The organism is Kitasatospora sp. NPDC127067 (assembly GCF_042724755.1).
In the GTDB taxonomy this organism is placed as follows: Bacteria; Actinomycetota; Actinomycetes; order Streptomycetales; family Streptomycetaceae; genus Kitasatospora; species Kitasatospora lactacystinica.
This window is the reverse complement of record NZ_JBHXEM010000065.1, coordinates 20125-34377: the sequence shown is the minus strand read 5'-3', so window position 1 is coordinate 34377 and position 14253 is coordinate 20125. Positions and strand designations below refer to the sequence as shown.

The 14253-nt window shown below is 73.0% G+C and carries 13 protein-coding genes and 2 pseudogenes; 8 read left to right on the top strand and 7 right to left on the bottom strand.

Going from position 1 to position 14253, the window contains the following annotated elements:
• The first annotated feature begins 14 nt into the window (after positions 1–14).
• Positions 15–710 carry a tyrosine-protein phosphatase gene (locus ACFWJ4_RS24615; protein WP_380547001.1) on the top strand — a complete coding sequence of 232 codons (696 nt, stop codon included), beginning with the start codon at positions 15–17 and terminating at the stop codon, positions 708–710.
• Positions 711–717: 7 nt separating this feature from the next.
• On the opposite strand, the pseudogene ACFWJ4_RS24610 reads toward ACFWJ4_RS24615, so the two are convergent.
• A pseudogene (locus ACFWJ4_RS24610) lies at positions 718–1176 on the bottom strand (RICIN domain-containing protein); the annotation flags it as partial.
• A gap of 101 nt (positions 1177–1277) precedes the next feature.
• Here ACFWJ4_RS24610 and ACFWJ4_RS24605 point away from each other — a divergent pair.
• The 5 genes and pseudogenes from ACFWJ4_RS24605 (at position 1278) to moaA (ending at position 6182) form a co-directional block, all read left to right on the top strand.
• A complete protein-coding gene (locus ACFWJ4_RS24605) occupies positions 1278–2372 on the top strand; it encodes a hypothetical protein (protein ID WP_380546999.1) in 1095 nt (364 codons plus the stop codon).
• A gap of 130 nt (positions 2373–2502) precedes the next feature.
• Positions 2503–2793, top strand: a pseudogene (locus tag ACFWJ4_RS24600) (hypothetical protein); the annotation flags it as partial.
• A 362-nt stretch (positions 2794–3155) separates the two neighbouring features.
• Complete coding sequence (locus ACFWJ4_RS24595; protein WP_380546997.1) at positions 3156–3512, top strand: DUF485 domain-containing protein; 357 nt, start codon at positions 3156–3158, stop codon at positions 3510–3512.
• Positions 3509–5116, top strand: coding sequence for a cation acetate symporter (locus ACFWJ4_RS24590; RefSeq protein WP_380546995.1), 1608 nt, complete (start codon positions 3509–3511; stop codon positions 5114–5116). Before ACFWJ4_RS24595 ends, ACFWJ4_RS24590 begins: the two co-directional genes overlap by 4 nt.
• Positions 5117–5192: 76 nt before the next feature.
• Entirely contained in the window at positions 5193–6182 is a 990-nt protein-coding gene (moaA, locus tag ACFWJ4_RS24585) for a GTP 3',8-cyclase MoaA (protein ID WP_380546993.1), read from the top strand.
• Between the two features lie 77 nt (positions 6183–6259).
• Here the strand turns inward: moaA and ACFWJ4_RS24580 are convergent, their stop codons facing one another.
• The 6 genes from ACFWJ4_RS24580 to ACFWJ4_RS24555 form a co-directional block, all read right to left on the bottom strand.
• Entirely contained in the window at positions 6260–6499 is a 240-nt protein-coding gene (locus ACFWJ4_RS24580; RefSeq protein WP_380546991.1) for a hypothetical protein, read from the bottom strand.
• Between the two features lie 265 nt (positions 6500–6764).
• Positions 6765–7148 carry a DUF3099 domain-containing protein gene (locus ACFWJ4_RS24575; protein ID WP_380546989.1) on the bottom strand — a complete coding sequence of 128 codons (384 nt, stop codon included), beginning with the start codon at positions 7146–7148 and terminating at the stop codon, positions 6765–6767.
• 186 nt (positions 7149–7334) lie between these two features.
• Positions 7335–7883, bottom strand: coding sequence for an RNA 2'-phosphotransferase (locus ACFWJ4_RS24570; protein WP_380547026.1), 549 nt, complete (start codon positions 7881–7883; stop codon positions 7335–7337).
• Between the two features lie 31 nt (positions 7884–7914).
• A complete protein-coding gene (locus ACFWJ4_RS24565; protein ID WP_380546987.1) occupies positions 7915–9312 on the bottom strand; it encodes a metallopeptidase TldD-related protein in 1398 nt (465 codons plus the stop codon).
• On the bottom strand, positions 9312–10916 hold the full coding sequence (locus tag ACFWJ4_RS24560; RefSeq protein ID WP_380547024.1) for a TldD/PmbA family protein: 1605 nt from the start codon (positions 10914–10916) through the stop codon (positions 9312–9314). The genes ACFWJ4_RS24565 and ACFWJ4_RS24560 overlap by 1 nt, the downstream gene beginning before the upstream one ends.
• Before the next feature lie 225 nt (positions 10917–11141).
• Positions 11142–12287 carry an MBL fold metallo-hydrolase gene (locus ACFWJ4_RS24555; RefSeq protein WP_359911486.1) on the bottom strand — a complete coding sequence of 382 codons (1146 nt, stop codon included), beginning with the start codon at positions 12285–12287 and terminating at the stop codon, positions 11142–11144.
• A 312-nt stretch (positions 12288–12599) separates the two neighbouring features.
• Here ACFWJ4_RS24555 and fabG point away from each other — a divergent pair, with 312 nt between their 5' ends.
• The gene (gene fabG, locus ACFWJ4_RS24550) at positions 12600–13319 is read left to right on the top strand and encodes a 3-oxoacyl-[acyl-carrier-protein] reductase (RefSeq protein WP_359911485.1); all 720 of its coding nucleotides are present in this window, start codon (positions 12600–12602) and stop codon (positions 13317–13319) included.
• A 2-nt stretch (positions 13320–13321) separates the two neighbouring features.
• Positions 13322–14089 carry an enoyl-ACP reductase FabI gene (gene fabI / locus ACFWJ4_RS24545; protein ID WP_359911482.1) on the top strand — a complete coding sequence of 256 codons (768 nt, stop codon included), beginning with the start codon at positions 13322–13324 and terminating at the stop codon, positions 14087–14089.
• Positions 14090–14253: the final 164 nt, after the last annotated feature.

Below are 14253 nucleotides of genomic sequence, written 5' to 3'. Positions count from 1 at the left end.
GTACCGTGGTGGCCATGACCGACGCCTTCATCGACATCCCCGGTGTGCGCAACTTCCGTGACGCGGGCGGGATCGGCGCCCTCCGCCGGGGCGTGCTGTACCGCTCCGGGTCCTTCCACACCCTCACCGAGGAGGGCGCCCGGCGGCTCAAGGCCCTCGGCCTGCGGACGGTCTTCGACCTGCGCAGCGCGTACGAGCTGGAGGCCTGGCCGGACCAGCGGCACTGCCTCGACCACGAGACCCTCGGTCTGCCGACCCTTCCCCCGCACCCCGAGGACGCCGACCGGCCCTGGCCCGAGGACCAGGCCGCCCTCTACCCCTTCATGGCCTCGACGGCCGGCCCTTCGCTCGCCGCCGTCGTCCGCCGCCTCGCCGCTCCGGACGCGCTGGCCGCCGTCGTCCACTGCGCCGTCGGCAAGGACCGCACCGGGCTCACCATCGCCGTCCTCCAGTCCCTGCTGGGCGCCTCCGAGGCCGAGATCACCGCCGACTTCCTGCTCTCCAACATCGGCCTCGGCCTCGACAAGGGCCCCACCCCGTACCTCGACGAGACCGGCACCGAGCGCCTCTCCCGCCCGGTGGACGCCGAGCTCCTGGTCTCCTCCCTGGCCTGGATCCACGACCACCACGGCACGATCCCCGACTACCTCCGCCACCACGGCACGACGGACGCCGAACTCGACGCCGCCCGCGCCAACCTCGCGGACTGACGGACCTTCAGCCCTCCCGGCGCTCGAAGCGCCACCACTGGGCCGGGTCGTCGACGTCCTCGCTCTGGTGGACGTCGGCCTCCGGGGTGTCACCCGCCGTCAGGGGCTTGCCGCTGATGAAACTGGTGACCGTGTAGGTGCCCGGGGCGTCCACGTGGGCCTCCAGCAGCCACTCCTGGGCGCCGAAGGCGTTGGCCGACCACTGCTGGATCCGGACGCCGTCCTCCGTCGAGGCGCCGGTGACGTCCAGGCGCTTGCCGCTGCCGGCGTTCTCGATGTGGAACAGCGCGCCGCCCGGGTGGACGGCGGCGAGGCGCCAGAGCTGGGTGTCACTGCCGTCGTCCGCGCCGAGGACGATCCGGGCACCGCTGCGCCGGGAGGCGTCGGCGACCTGCAGCAGCAGGCCGCTCCCGACGTTGCGGACCAGGTAGCTGCCGTCGGTGATCTCGGAGTCCGTCACGGTCGAAGTCTGCCACCGGGCACCGACAGGGGCCCGCGTAAGGCCCGGGCGGGCCGGGGCGCGGAGGAGTTTCCGCCGGACCGGCTCCGCCCCCTATGCTGCGGCGAATGTCCACCGAGCAGATACCGTCGCACCGTCAACAGCCCACCTTCTCCGATGCCGTGGCCGCCCTGGAGGCCGTGGTCGCGGCCGGGGACGACGAGCAGTTCGGGCCCGCCCTCGGGCTGGTCGGCGGGCTGTTCGGCACGGCCGACCCGGCGGAGCAGGCAGCGGCCGGTCCCCGGCTGGCCGCCCTGCTGCCGGACGCCCCGCCGTTCCCCCGGGCGCACCTGGCCATGGTGGTGGGCGCCTGCGTGGAACACGGCGCCGACCCGGTCGCCTGCTCCGGCCCGGTGCTGGCCGGACTGCGCGGGGCGCTGACCGGCGCGCAGCTGCTGGTGCGGCGCTGGGTCTCCACCGGCGGCGGCCCGCTGCCCGGCGCGGAGGAGGACGATCCGGCCGAGGCGCACGAGCGGATCGCCGACCCGGCGCACCTGGACGAGTGGCACGCCCACCTGGCCGTGGTCGCCTGGTGGACGCTGCACCTGTGGCAGCAGGCGGCCTGGGCGGTGTACGCGCACCCGGAGGTCCGGGCCGAGGCCCGCGCCTCGGGCGTGACCGAGGTGATCCTGGAGCTGTTCGACCGCTACCAGGGCGAGCAGCACGACTTCAAGGGCCTGGTCCACCTGGCGCTGATGCTGGACGACGAGCCGCTGCTGGTGCTCGACCGCCCCACCGGCACCGGCTACCTGCTGCGGATGAGCGGCCTGAGCGACACCTTCCAGCTGCACACCCTGCTCGCCGACGTGCTGATCGGCGGCGGCCACCTGCCCGGCACCCCGCAGGACCGGGAGGTGGTGGCACTGGCCCGGACGGCGTTCCTGGACGGCCACCGGGTGGTCGCCACCGGCGCCTTCAACCTGGTCGCGCCGGACGGCTCCTGGGTGTGGAACGAGGGGACGCCGAGCGACATCCCGGTGGTGGACGGCGTGCGCACCCTGGTCCTGGAGCCGCTGCCGTACGAGCGGAGCTGGTCGGCCGGACGGTTCATCCAGGAGGTCCCGGGCGACCTGCGGCTGGAGCGGGTGCTCGACCCGGCGGAGGCCGCCCGCCGGCTGGCCGCCACGGTGCCGGGGCAGACGCCCGCGGAGGCGTTCCGGTAGGAGGCCCGGCGGCGCTCCGGCGGACGGCGCTGTCGGCGCTGCCGGCGCTCCGGCGGGAGGCCCCGGCGGCCCCGTTCGTTCACCGGGTTATGGTCGGAAAACGACACAGCCCCCACGAGTGGAGTCGACGATGGCGAAGGTCCCGAACGTGTTCACGGCCGCCGCGCCCGCCGCGCTGACCGCGGCGAGCGGTCTGGTCGGCGGTTACGGCGTCGCCCGGTGGAGCGGCCGGCGCGAACTGGGCGGCGCGGTGCTGGCGGTGGCCGGTGCCGGGGCCGCCGCGCAGTGGCGCCGCAGCGCGGGCGCGGGCACCGCGGCGGCGCTGACCGGCCTGTACGTGGCGGCCTTCGGCGGCTCGCACCCGCTGGCGAAGCGGATCGGCGCCTGGCCGTCCGTCTTCGCCGTCACCGGTGTGGTCGCGGGGGGCGCCCCCGCCCCCCCCGCGCGCGCCCCCCCCCGCCACTTTACCGCCCCCGGGCCCGGCCCCCCCCCTTTGGGGTGCGGCACGGGCCGGTGTCGTTCTCGGTGTCGTTCTCGGGGAGGGCGCGGGCGGCGGCCGGGGGCCGGGGGCCGGGGGTCGGCCCGGTGCGGCGGAGTCGCTGAGATGGACTGCTTTTCGGCCAATCGGATGGTGCGAGGGGGTGAACGCTCGACTGATCGCGGTCAACCCCTTCCGGGGCGGGCAGGACGCTCCTAGCATTGCGCGGCGCCAGACATGTGACGCCCCTCACGTTCGATCGTTCCCCCCGTGTGACAAATACGCCGAAGGAGTGAGGAGACAGCGTGGATTCGCCGCCGCTCACCACCGCCGCCGCGGAAGCCCAACTCATCGACGACAGCGAGGAGTTCCGAACCCTGCGGCGCTCCTTCCGGAGCTTCGCCTTCCCGGTCACCATCGGTTTCGTGCTCTGGTACCTGCTCTACGTCCTGCTCTCCTGCTACGCGCCGGGACTGATGCGCACCAAGGTCCTCGGGCACGTCAACGTGGCCCTGGTGCTCGGGCTGCTGCAGTTCGTGACCACCTTCGCGATCGCCGCCTGGTACGCCCGCTACGCGGACCGGCGGATCGACCCGTCCGCCGCGGCGATCCGCGAGGCGCACGGCGCCGTCGTCCACGCACCCCGGGAGCCCGCCGAATGACTTCGCTCGCCAGCTCCGCCACCGAGCACCGCGGTCTGACGATGGCCCTGTTCGGCGTCTTCGTCCTGGCCACCCTCGGCATCACCGTCTGGGCCGGGCGGCAGACCAGGAGCGCCTCCGACTTCTACGCCGGCGGCCGCGGCTTCACCGGCTTCCAGAACGGCCTGGCCATCTCCGGCGACTACATGTCCGCCGCGTCCTTCCTCGGCATCGCCGGGACCATCGCGCTCACCGGCTACGACGGCTTCCTCTACTCGATCGGCTTCCTGGTCGCCTGGCTGGTCGCGCTGCTGCTGATCGCCGAACCGCTGCGCAACTCCGGTCGCTTCACGATGGCGGACGTCCTCGCGTTCCGGATGCGCCAGCGCCCGGTGCGCACCGCGGCGGGCGTCTCCACCATCGTGGTGTCGATCTTCTACCTGCTCGCCCAGATGGTCGGCGCCGGCACCCTGGTCGCGCTGCTGCTGGGCGCGGAGGGGAACGCCGCCAAGCGCTGGACCATCGTCGGGGTCGGCGCACTGATGATCATCTATGTGGTGATCGGAGGGATGAAGGGCACCACCTGGGTGCAGATCGTCAAGGCGGTGCTGCTGATCGCCGGCGCCGCGCTGATGACCGTCCTGGTACTGGCCAAGTACCACTTCAACCCCTCCGAGCTGCTCGGCGCGGCGGCGAGCGCGAGCGGCAAGGGCGAGGCCTTCCTCCAACCCGGACAGAAGTACGGCAGCGGCACCGCCAAGCTCGACTTCATCAGCCTGGGCATCGCGCTGGTGCTCGGCACCGCCGGCCTGCCGCACATCCTGGTCCGCTTCTACACCGTGCCCACCGCCAAGGCGGCCCGGAAGTCGGTGCTCTGGGCGATCGGCATCATCGGCGTCTTCTACCTGATGACCCTGGCGCTCGGCTTCGGGGCCGCCGCGCTGGTCGGCTCCAAGGCGATCAAGGCAGCGAACGCGGCGGGCAACACGGCGGCGCCCCAGCTGGCCGAGGCGCTCGGCGGAGGCGCCGGGACCACCGGCGGCGCGATCCTGCTCGCGGTGATCTCGGCGGTCGCCTTCGCCACCATCCTGGCCGTGGTCGCCGGGCTCACGCTCGCCTCCTCGGCCTCCTTCGCACACGACCTCTACGCCAACGTGATCCGGCGCGGGAAGGCGAGCGAGAAGGAGGAGGTGCGTTCGGCGAAGTGGGCCGCGGTCGCGATCGGGGCCGTCGCGATCGTGCTCAGCCTCTTCGCGGACAAGCTCAACACCGCCGCCCTGGTCGCCCTGGCCTTCGCGGTCGCCGCCTCGGCGAACCTGCCCACCCTGCTCTACTCGCTGTTCTGGAAGCGCTTCACCACCGTCGGCGCGGTCAGCTCGGTCTACGCCGGACTGATCACCTCGGTGACGCTGGTGGTCTTCTCCCCGGTGGTCTCCGGCGCGAAGACCTCGCTCTTCCCGCACTCCGACTTCCACTGGTTCCCGCTGGAGAACCCCGGCCTGGTCTCCATCCCGGTCGGCTTCCTGGCCGGCTGGCTCGGCACGCTGCTGTCCAGGGAACAGCCCGACCCGGCGAAGTACGCTGAACTGGAGGTGCGCTCGCTGACCGGGCTGGGCGCCCACTGATCGTCCCACGATGACTATGCTGGCCCGGCCCGCCGTGATGGTGGCCGGGCCGGCCGCATCTCGGGGAAGGACGCACGTGCTGCTCGACACATTCGGACGACAGGCCGTCGACCTGCGGGTCTCCCTCACGGACCGGTGCAACCTGCGCTGCACCTACTGCATGCCGGAGGAGGGCCTGCAGTGGCTCGCCAAGCCGGACCTGCTCACCGACGAGGAGATCGTGCGGCTCGTCACCGTCGCCGTGCGCGACCTGGGCGTGCGCGAGGTCCGCTTCACCGGCGGCGAGCCGCTGCTGCGCCCCGGACTGGTCGCCGTCGTCGCCGCCTGCTCGGAGCTGGAACCGCGCCCGGAACTCTCACTGACCACCAACGGCATCGGGCTGGCCCGCACCGCGACGGCGCTGCGCGAGGCCGGCCTCGACCGGATCAACGTCTCGCTCGACACCCTCGACCCCGAGGTCTTCCACACCCTCACCCGCCGCCACCGCCACCAGGACGTGCTGGACGGGCTGGCCGCCGCCGAGGCCGCCGGGCTCGCGCCGGTGAAGCTGAACGCGGTACTGATGCGCGGGGTCAACGACCACGAGGCGGCCGACCTGCTGGCCTGGTGCCTGGAGCGGGGCTACGAGCTGCGCTTCATCGAGCAGATGCCGCTGGACGCCCAGCACGGCTGGGACCGCGCGTCGATGGTCGCCGCGACGGAGATCCTCGACCTGCTGCGGGCCCGCTTCGCGCTCACCCCGGAGCCGTCCGAGCGCCGGGGTGCGGCACCCGCCGAGCGCTGGCTGGTGGACGGCGGCCCCGGCCGGGTGGGCGTGATCGCCTCGGTCACCCGTCCGTTCTGCCGGGCCTGCGACCGCACCCGGCTGACCGCCGACGGCCAGGTGCGCAACTGCCTGTTCGCGACCGGTGAGACCGACCTGCGCACCGCGCTGCGCTCGGGCGCGGACGACGCCGAACTGGCCGCGCTGTGGCGGGCGGCGATGTGGGGGAAGAAGGCCGGGGCCGGGATCGACGACCCGGAGTTCCTCCAGCCCGAGCGGCCGATGTCCGCGATCGGCGGCTAGGCGGCCCCTCGGCGGCCGCCCGGTTTCCGGACCGGTTCGCCCTTCCGGGTCGACTCGCCGGAACCCCGGACGGGTTGCTAGGCAGCCCCGCCGGAACTCTCGACGGCCTCGGGGGTCCAGTCGGCGAAGGCGACGACCTCCTTGAGGAAGCCGCGCACCCCGAGGAACTGGGAGAGGTGCTCGCGGTGCCCGTCGCAGGCGAGCCAGGTCTTGCGGCGGTCCGGGGTGTGCAGCTTGGGGTTGTTCCACACCAGCACCCAGCCGGCGTCCGCCCGGCAGCCCTTGGCGGAGCAGATCGGCGTCTGCGGGGTGTCCATCGGGCCGTCCTCAACGATTGGCGGGTGACGTCTGCACCGCCAGTCTGTCACGCCCGCTCGGGCCGACCGGATCCGGGCATGGCGACGCCGGGCAGCCACGGGGGGAGCCGCCCGGCGTCGGTCCGTCGCTCCGACGGGGGATGCGGAGCGCGTACGCAGTATGTCACGCCACCACCCTCGGATGGGGAGGTCTTGCATGATTAATCTGAGCTTCTTTTGAGCTTTCGACGAGCTGAACGAGGGCGAAGTGGCGTGAAACGGACGGTCAGTCCACGTCCTGTGAAGGATCGGTGGGAACGGCCTTTGCCTCATCTGTACCGGCTTTCGCACCAGCCCCACCCGTCCCACCGGGGCCGAGCATCAGCGGGGTGTCGAGCGGGAAGTCGAAGGTGCTCGGCAGTCCCGGGGCCCGCTCCCGGCCCGCGTTGGCGATCAGCACCGCGAAGTACGGCAGCAGGACGGCCCCCGCCAGGGCGGCGAACGCCAGCACCCGTTGGACGTCCCACAGCACCACGGCGAGCAGCACGCAGGCCGTGCGGACCAGCATCGAGATGACGTAGCGGCGCTGGCGTCCCCGGACGTCCTCGGTGAGGCTGCTGCGCGCCCCCGTGATCCGGAAGACCTGCCCGTCGTCGGCGCTCTTTCCCATGTGTCCTACCGCCCTCGTCACGCACCCGCGCGCCTGGCCGCGCGGCCTCCTCACGGTACGCCCGGGCACGGGTGGCGACGAGACCGGGTGGGCCGGACCCACCCGGTCGGGTACGCGAAGGGCCTGTCCGGCGGAGCGGACAGGCCCAACGGTGGCGGGCGCCGGCGCGGGGCGCGGCCCGGCCGGCTACGAGCGCCGGGAGAGGTACTGCGGGGGCACGGCGTCGGTGAGCCAGACGCCGTTCTCGCTGAGCCGGAACTCGTGGCCGGCCGCCGTCATCGCCGCCGCGTTCACGGTCAGCACCACCGGACGGCCGTGCCGGGCGCCGACCCCGGTCGCCGTCCCGGTGTCCGCCGAGAGGTGGACGTCCTGGCGGGCCATCGGGCGCAGGCCCTCGCGGAAGATCGCCGCCAGGTGCCGGTCGGCGGTGCCGTGGTAGAGCACCGGCGGTGGTACGGCGGCGGCCAGACCGAGGTCGACCGCCACCGTGTGGCCCTGATTGGCGCGGATCGAGAGACCGTCCGGCGAGTAGCCGAAGCGGCGCTTGTTGTTGGTCGCCACGACGTGGTCCAGCTCGGCCCGGGTGAGCGGCCTGCCCCGGGCGGCGAGCGCGTCGAGCAGCTCGTCGACCCGGACCCAGCCGGCCCCGTCCAGCGTGACCCCCACCAGCCCGGGCTCGTGCCGCAGGATGCGCGACAGCATCTTGCTCGATCTGACCATGTGCTTCTCGTCCATCATGTCTCTCGTATCCCCCGTTGGTCAGCGGCTAGGAGGCCCGGCTGACCGAACTCATGTTGAAGTCCGTGACACGCACGGGTGGCATCGCGGTGCGGGTGACGTTGTCGCTCCATTCGCGGGGCAGGCAGCGTTCGGTGCGGCCCACCTCGGTGATCCGGTTCAGCAGGTCCACCGGGGACTCGTTGAACCGGAAGTTGTTGACCTCGCCGACGACCTCGCCGTTCTCCACCAGGTAGACGCCGTCCCTGGTGAGCCCGGTGAGCAGCAGCGTCGCCGGGTCCACCTCGCGGATGTACCAGAGGCAGGTGAGCAGCAGGCCGCGCTCGGTGCGGGCGATCATCTCGTCCAGGGTCGGCGCCGTCTCCTGGTCGGCCGTCTCCAGGACGAGGTTGTCGATCGCCGGGCGCAGCGGCAGGCCGGTGAGGGCCGCCGCGTGACGGCTGGTGATCAGGTCGTTCAGCACGCCGTCGCGGATCCACTCGGTGGCGGCGACCGGCTGGCCGTTGTCGAAGACCGAGTAGTCGCCGCCGGTGGAGTGGGTGAGCACGAACGGCGCGGCCTCCAGGTGGGGCTCGTGCGGGTCGGAGCGCAGCGTCAGCGGCAGGCCGCTGAGCTTGTCGCCGATCCGGGTGCCCCCGCCGGGCTTGGAGAAAACCGTCCGGCCCTCCTGGGCGTCCCGGCCGCCGGAGGACCAGTTGAGGACGATCAGCAGGTCGGCCACGGCCGACGGCGGCAGCAGCGCCTCGTACCGCCCGGCCGGCAGGTCCACCTTGCGGGCGCCCCAGCCGAGCCGCCTGGTCAGCTCGGCGTGCAGGGCGGCGACGTCGATGTCGGCGAAGTCCCGGGTGGACGCGCCCACCCAGGCGGAGCTGGACAGGTCGGCGGTCTTGGCGTTGATCTCGACCATGCCGGTGGGCTGGTCGTGGCGCAGCCGCAGGCCGGTGGAACTGCCCAGGTAGCTGGAGGTCATCTCGTGCCGGGCGAAGCCGTACAGCAGTTCGCCCTGGGCGGCGGCGCGGGCGAAGGCCTCGCCGAGGGCCGGGCCGAAGGCGTCGAAAACCTCGACGGAGGTCAGCGCGGGCGGCTCGGTGAAGTCCGGCGAGGACGGCCGTTCGGCGATCAGCGGCTGGGCGTCCTCGGCCGGTCCGGCCGCGCGGGCGGCCTCCTCGGCGGCCCGCACCAGCTCCTCCACCTCCTGCTCGGTGACGGCCTCGCGGGAGACCACGCCGGAGGCGGTGCCCTCGGCGCCGGCCACGGTGGCGATCACGGTCAGGCGGCGGCCGCGGGTGACGCCGTTGGTGGTCAGCGCGTTGCCCGCCCAGCGCAGATTGGCGGTGGACTCCTCGTCGGCGATCACCACGCAGCCGTCGGCGCGGGAGAAGCCGAGCGCCAGCTCGACGAGTTCGTGGGGCTGCTTCGCGGTCATCAGTGACCCGCCTCCTGCTGGGTGTTGAGCACGTTGACGTTGCGGAACAGCGCCGACGGGCAGCCGTGGCTGACCGCCGCGATCTGACCGGGCTGCGCCTTGCCGCAGTTGAAGGCGCCGCCGAGGAAGTAGGTCTGCGGGCCGCCGACCGCCGCCATCGAGCCCCAGAAGTCGGTGGTGGTGGCCTGGTAGGCGAAGTCCTTGACCTGGCCCGCGAGTTCGCCGTTCTTGATGGCGTAGGCGCGCTGCCCGGTGAACTGGAAGTTGTACCTCTGCTGGTCGATCGACCACGAGCGGTCGCCCACGATGTACAGGCCGTTCTCCACCCCGGCGAACAGGCCCTCGGTGTCCGGGCCGTCGGCGGCCGGCTGCAGCGAGACGTTGGCCATCCGCTGCACCGGGACGTGCGCCGGGGAATCGGCGAAGGCGCAGCCGTTGGAGCGCTCGAAGCCCTTCAGCTCGGCGATGCGGCGGTCGAGCTGGTAGCCGACCAGGACGCCGTCCTTGATGAGGTCCCAGGACTGGGTGGCCACGCCCTCGTCGTCGTAGCCGATGGTGGACAGCCCGTGCTCGGCGGTGCGGTCGCCGGTGACGTGCATCAGCTCGGAGCCGTACTTGAGCGAGCCGAGCTGGTCGAAGGTGGCGAAGGAGGTGCCGGCGTAGGCGGCCTCGTAGCCGAGCGCGCGGTCCAGCTCGGTGGCGTGGCCGATCGACTCGTGGATGGTCAGCCAGAGGTTCGTCGGGTCGATGACCAGGTCGTAGCGGCCCGCCTCGACGCTCGGGGCCCGCATCTTCTCGGCCAGCAGGACGGGCAGTTCGGCGAGCTCGGCGTCCCAGTCCCAGCCGGCGCCGGAGCCGGAGCCGGTGAGGCCGCGTCCGTCGGGGGACGACCCCCGGGCCCCCACGATGAACTCGTAGCCGCGGCCGACCGGCGGGGCCAGGGTCGTCATCGAGTCGAAGGCGCCGGTGCGCTCGTCGACCGAGGTGGCCTCCAGATCGGAGTACACCCGGATCCGCTGCTGGGTGGTCACCGTGCCCGCGGTGTCCGCGTAGAACTTGTTCTCCTGGACGGTCCGCAGGGCCGCCTGGACGTGCGAGACGCCCTCGGCGGCCAGCAGCCGGGAGCTGCGCTCGGCGAGCAGGGCGGTCTTCTCGGCGTCCGGCACCTCGAAGGGGTTGACCTCGTACGCGGAGACCCAGGTGACGTCCCGGTGGACCGGCTCGTCGGCCAGCTCTACCCGCTCGGTGGAGCCGGCCGCCCGGCTGATCCCGCCGGAGAGCCGGGCCACCGCGACGGCCTGCTCGGCGACCCGGGCCGCCGCGTCGGGGGTGAGGTCGACGCCGGCGGCGAAGCCCCAGGCGCCGTCCAGCACCACCCGGACGGCGAAACCGAGCTGCACGCTGTCGGAGGTGCCGGCCGGACGCGCGTCGCGCAGCCGCCAGGAGGCACTGCGGATCCGCTCCAGACGGAAGTCGGCGTGGCTCGCGCCCAGTTCGCGGGCCCGGGCGAGGGCGGCGTCCGCGAGCGGCCGCAGCGGCAGGGCGAGGAACAGCGGGTCGACGGCGCGCCCGTGCGGGGCGCCGGAGCGATCGGCCGGAGGGATCGGAGGCAATCGTGCTCCCAGGTCGCGGAGGGTGGCGGTGCGGCGCCACAGGGGCGCCCGCACCGCATCATTTCCCGTCCACCGGGTTTCCGGCCAGCGCATTTCCACCGGTGCGCCGCGGTTTCGGCCGGGACGGTCCGGCCGCCGGGGCCCGCCCTCCCGGCGCGAGTCCGCCCTCCCGGCGCGCCCTCCCGGCCCGCTCTCCCGGCGCGCCCGCGCGAGCCGTCAGCCGACGGTCTCCCACCAGCCGTCCAGCTCCGGCGGGTTGTCGACGTCGACCCGCTCGCCGGGGCGCGGCACGACCAGCGGGACGGCCTGCTCCTTGGCGGCCTTCACCAGTCGCTCGATCGGCTCCGCCCACGGGTGCAGGCCCAGGTTGAAGGTGCACCAGTGGACGGGCACCAGCAGGCCGGCGGCCAGGTCCCGGTGCGCGAGGACGGCGTCCTCGGGGGTCATGTGGATGTCCGCCCAGGCTGCGTCGTAGGCACCGATCTGGACCAGTGCGGCGTCGAACGGGCCGTGCTGGCCGCCGATCCGGGCGTAGCCCTCGAAGTAGCCGGAGTCGCCGGTGTAGAAGACCTTGCGGTTCGGGCCGGCGACCACCCAGGACCCCCACAGGGTGGTGTTGCGGGTCAGCCCGCGGCCGGAGAAGTGGTGCGCCGCGGTGAGAGTGAGCACCAGGTCGCCCAGGGTGCAGGTCTCGTCCCAGTCCAGTTCGATGATCCGGTGCTCGGGGACGCCCCAGCGGCGCAGGTGGGCACCGATGCCGAGCGGCACCGCGAAGGGCGCGGACTGGCTGCGCACCAGGCGCTTGACCGTCGCCATGTCCAGGTGGTCGTAGTGGTCGTGCGAGATCAGCACCGCGTCGACCTGCGGCAGCTCCTCCAGCTCCACCGGCACCGGGTGCAGCCGCTTGGGGCCGACGTGCGCGGCGGGGGAGCAGCGGTCGCTCCAGATCGGGTCGAGCAGCACCCGGAAGCCCTCGATCTCCACCAGGGCGGAGGCGTGTCCGTACCAGGTGACCTCCACGCCCTCGGCGGCCGGCCCGGGCGGGGAGACGGGGCGGACGGTCGGCACCGGACGGGCGGGGACGCGGCCGGCCCGCTCGAACAGCATCCGGCGGGCGGCGGCGCCGTCGAAGCCGGGGGCGCCGGCCGTGCGGGCGAGGGTGGAGGGCGCGTTGTGGAAGACGCCGTCGCGGTACTGCGGGGAGTTGCGCACCCGTTCCTCGCGCTCGCCGTCCGGCCGTCGCCCGAACGCGGCCGGCAGGTCGCGCAGCGCCCAGGCGGCCGTGCCCAGGCCGGCCGCCAGGGCGGTGAGGGCCAGCAGTCGTCCGCGTCGGTGGGTGCTCCCGGGCCGTGCCATGGTCATCCGCTCTGCCTTCGTCGCTCGCCGGGATGGTCGGGGATCGGTACGGCCGCTCCCGGGCCGGACCGCACCACGGGGGCAACGGGTGCGCCCGTCCGTGTTGTTCCCGTACAGTCGCCCCGATCCGGGCAGCGCCGGGGCCTGGGAGATGTCCGCCGCCGGGACGGTACGAGCGGGCACGGATTGTCGGATTGCGACAGATCCGCCGGGGAGGCGCTGTGGGAGCCCGATGCGCCGCCGCCGCCGACCGCCCGATAGCGTCACACTGCGTACGCATTCCGACGTACGTGCTCACACACGGAGAGAGGTGGATCGTTGAGCCGCTCGGTTCTCGTCACCGGAGGAAACCGGGGCATCGGCCTCGCGATCGCCCAGGCCTTCGCCGAAGCGGGCGACAAGGTGGCCATCACCAGCCGCTCGGGCGAGGTGCCCGAAGCGCTGGCCAAGTACGACGTCCTCGCGGTCCGCTGCGACATCACGGACGCCGCGCAGGTCGACGCCGCCTTCACCGAGATCGAGCAGAAGCACGGCGCGGTCGAGGTGCTGGTCGCCAACGCGGGCATCACCAACGACACCCTGCTGCTGCGCATGTCCGAGGAGGACTTCACCTCCGTCGTCGACACCAACCTGACCGGCACCTTCCGGGTGGTCAAGCGCGCCTCCAAGCTGATGATGCGTGCCCGGAAGGGCCGTGTCGTGCTGATCTCGTCCGTGGTGGGCCTGTCCGGCTCCCCGGGCCAGGCCAACTACGCCGCCTCCAAGGCCGGCCTGGTCGGCTTCGCCCGGTCGCTGGCGCGCGAACTCGGCCCGCGCAACATCACCGTCAACGTGGTCGCCCCCGGCTTCGTCGACACCGACATGACCGCCGTGCTCAGTGACGAGCGCCGCGCGGAGATCGTCTCGGGCGTGCCGCTGGGCCGTTACGCGGCGCCCGCCGAGGTCGCCTCCACCGTGCGGTTCCTCGGGTCGGACGAGGCCGCGTACATCACTGGAGCCGTCATTCCCGTCGACGGCGGATTGGGCATGGGTCACTGATCATGAGCGGAATCCTCGAAGGCAAGCGGATCCTGATCACCGGTGTGCTGATGGAGTCCTCCATCGCCTTCCACACCGCCAGGCTCGCGCAGGAGCAGGGCGCGGAGATCATCCTCACCGCCTTCCCGCGCCCGAGCCTGACCGAGCGGATCGCCAAGAAGCTGCCGCACCCGGTCAAGGTGCTGGAGCTGGACGTCTCCAACCCGGAGCAGCTGGCCGGCATCGCCGACCAGGTCCGCGAGCACCTGCCGACCCTGGACGGCATCGTCCACTCGATCGGCTTCGCGCCGCAGGACGCGCTGGGCGGCAGCTTCCTGGACACCCCGTGGGAGTCCGTGGCCACCGCGATGCACGTCTCCGCGTACTCGCTGAAGTCGCTGACCACGGCGCTGCTGCCGCTGATGCAGGACGGCGGCTCGGTGGTCGGCCTGACCTTCGACGCGCAGTTCGCCTGGCCGCAGTACGACTGGATGGGCCCGGCCAAGGCCGCCCTGGAGTCGACCAACCGCTACCTGGCGCGCTACCTGGGCGAGCGGGACATCCGCTGCAACCTGATCTCGGCCGGTCCGATCGGCTCGATGGCCGCCAAGTCCATCCCGGGCTTCGGCGACCTGGCCGACACCTGGAACCACCGCTCCCCGCTGAAGTGGGACCTGAGCGACCCGGAGCCGGCCGGCCGCGGCATCGTCGCGCTGCTGTCGGACTGGTTCCCGAAGACCACCGGCGAGATCATCCACGTCGACGGCGGTCTGCACGCCATCGGCGCCTGACGCTCCGCCCGTACGCCGCTGCCCGGCCCTCCCTCGCGGGGGTGCCGGGCAGCGGCGTTTCGTGCTCCGTGCGGCCGGGGTTCTTCGTGCGGCCGGGGTTCTTCGTTCGGCCGGGCTTCTCGGGAAGGGGGCTTTCGGGAGGAGCCTCCTGGGACGGGGCGGCC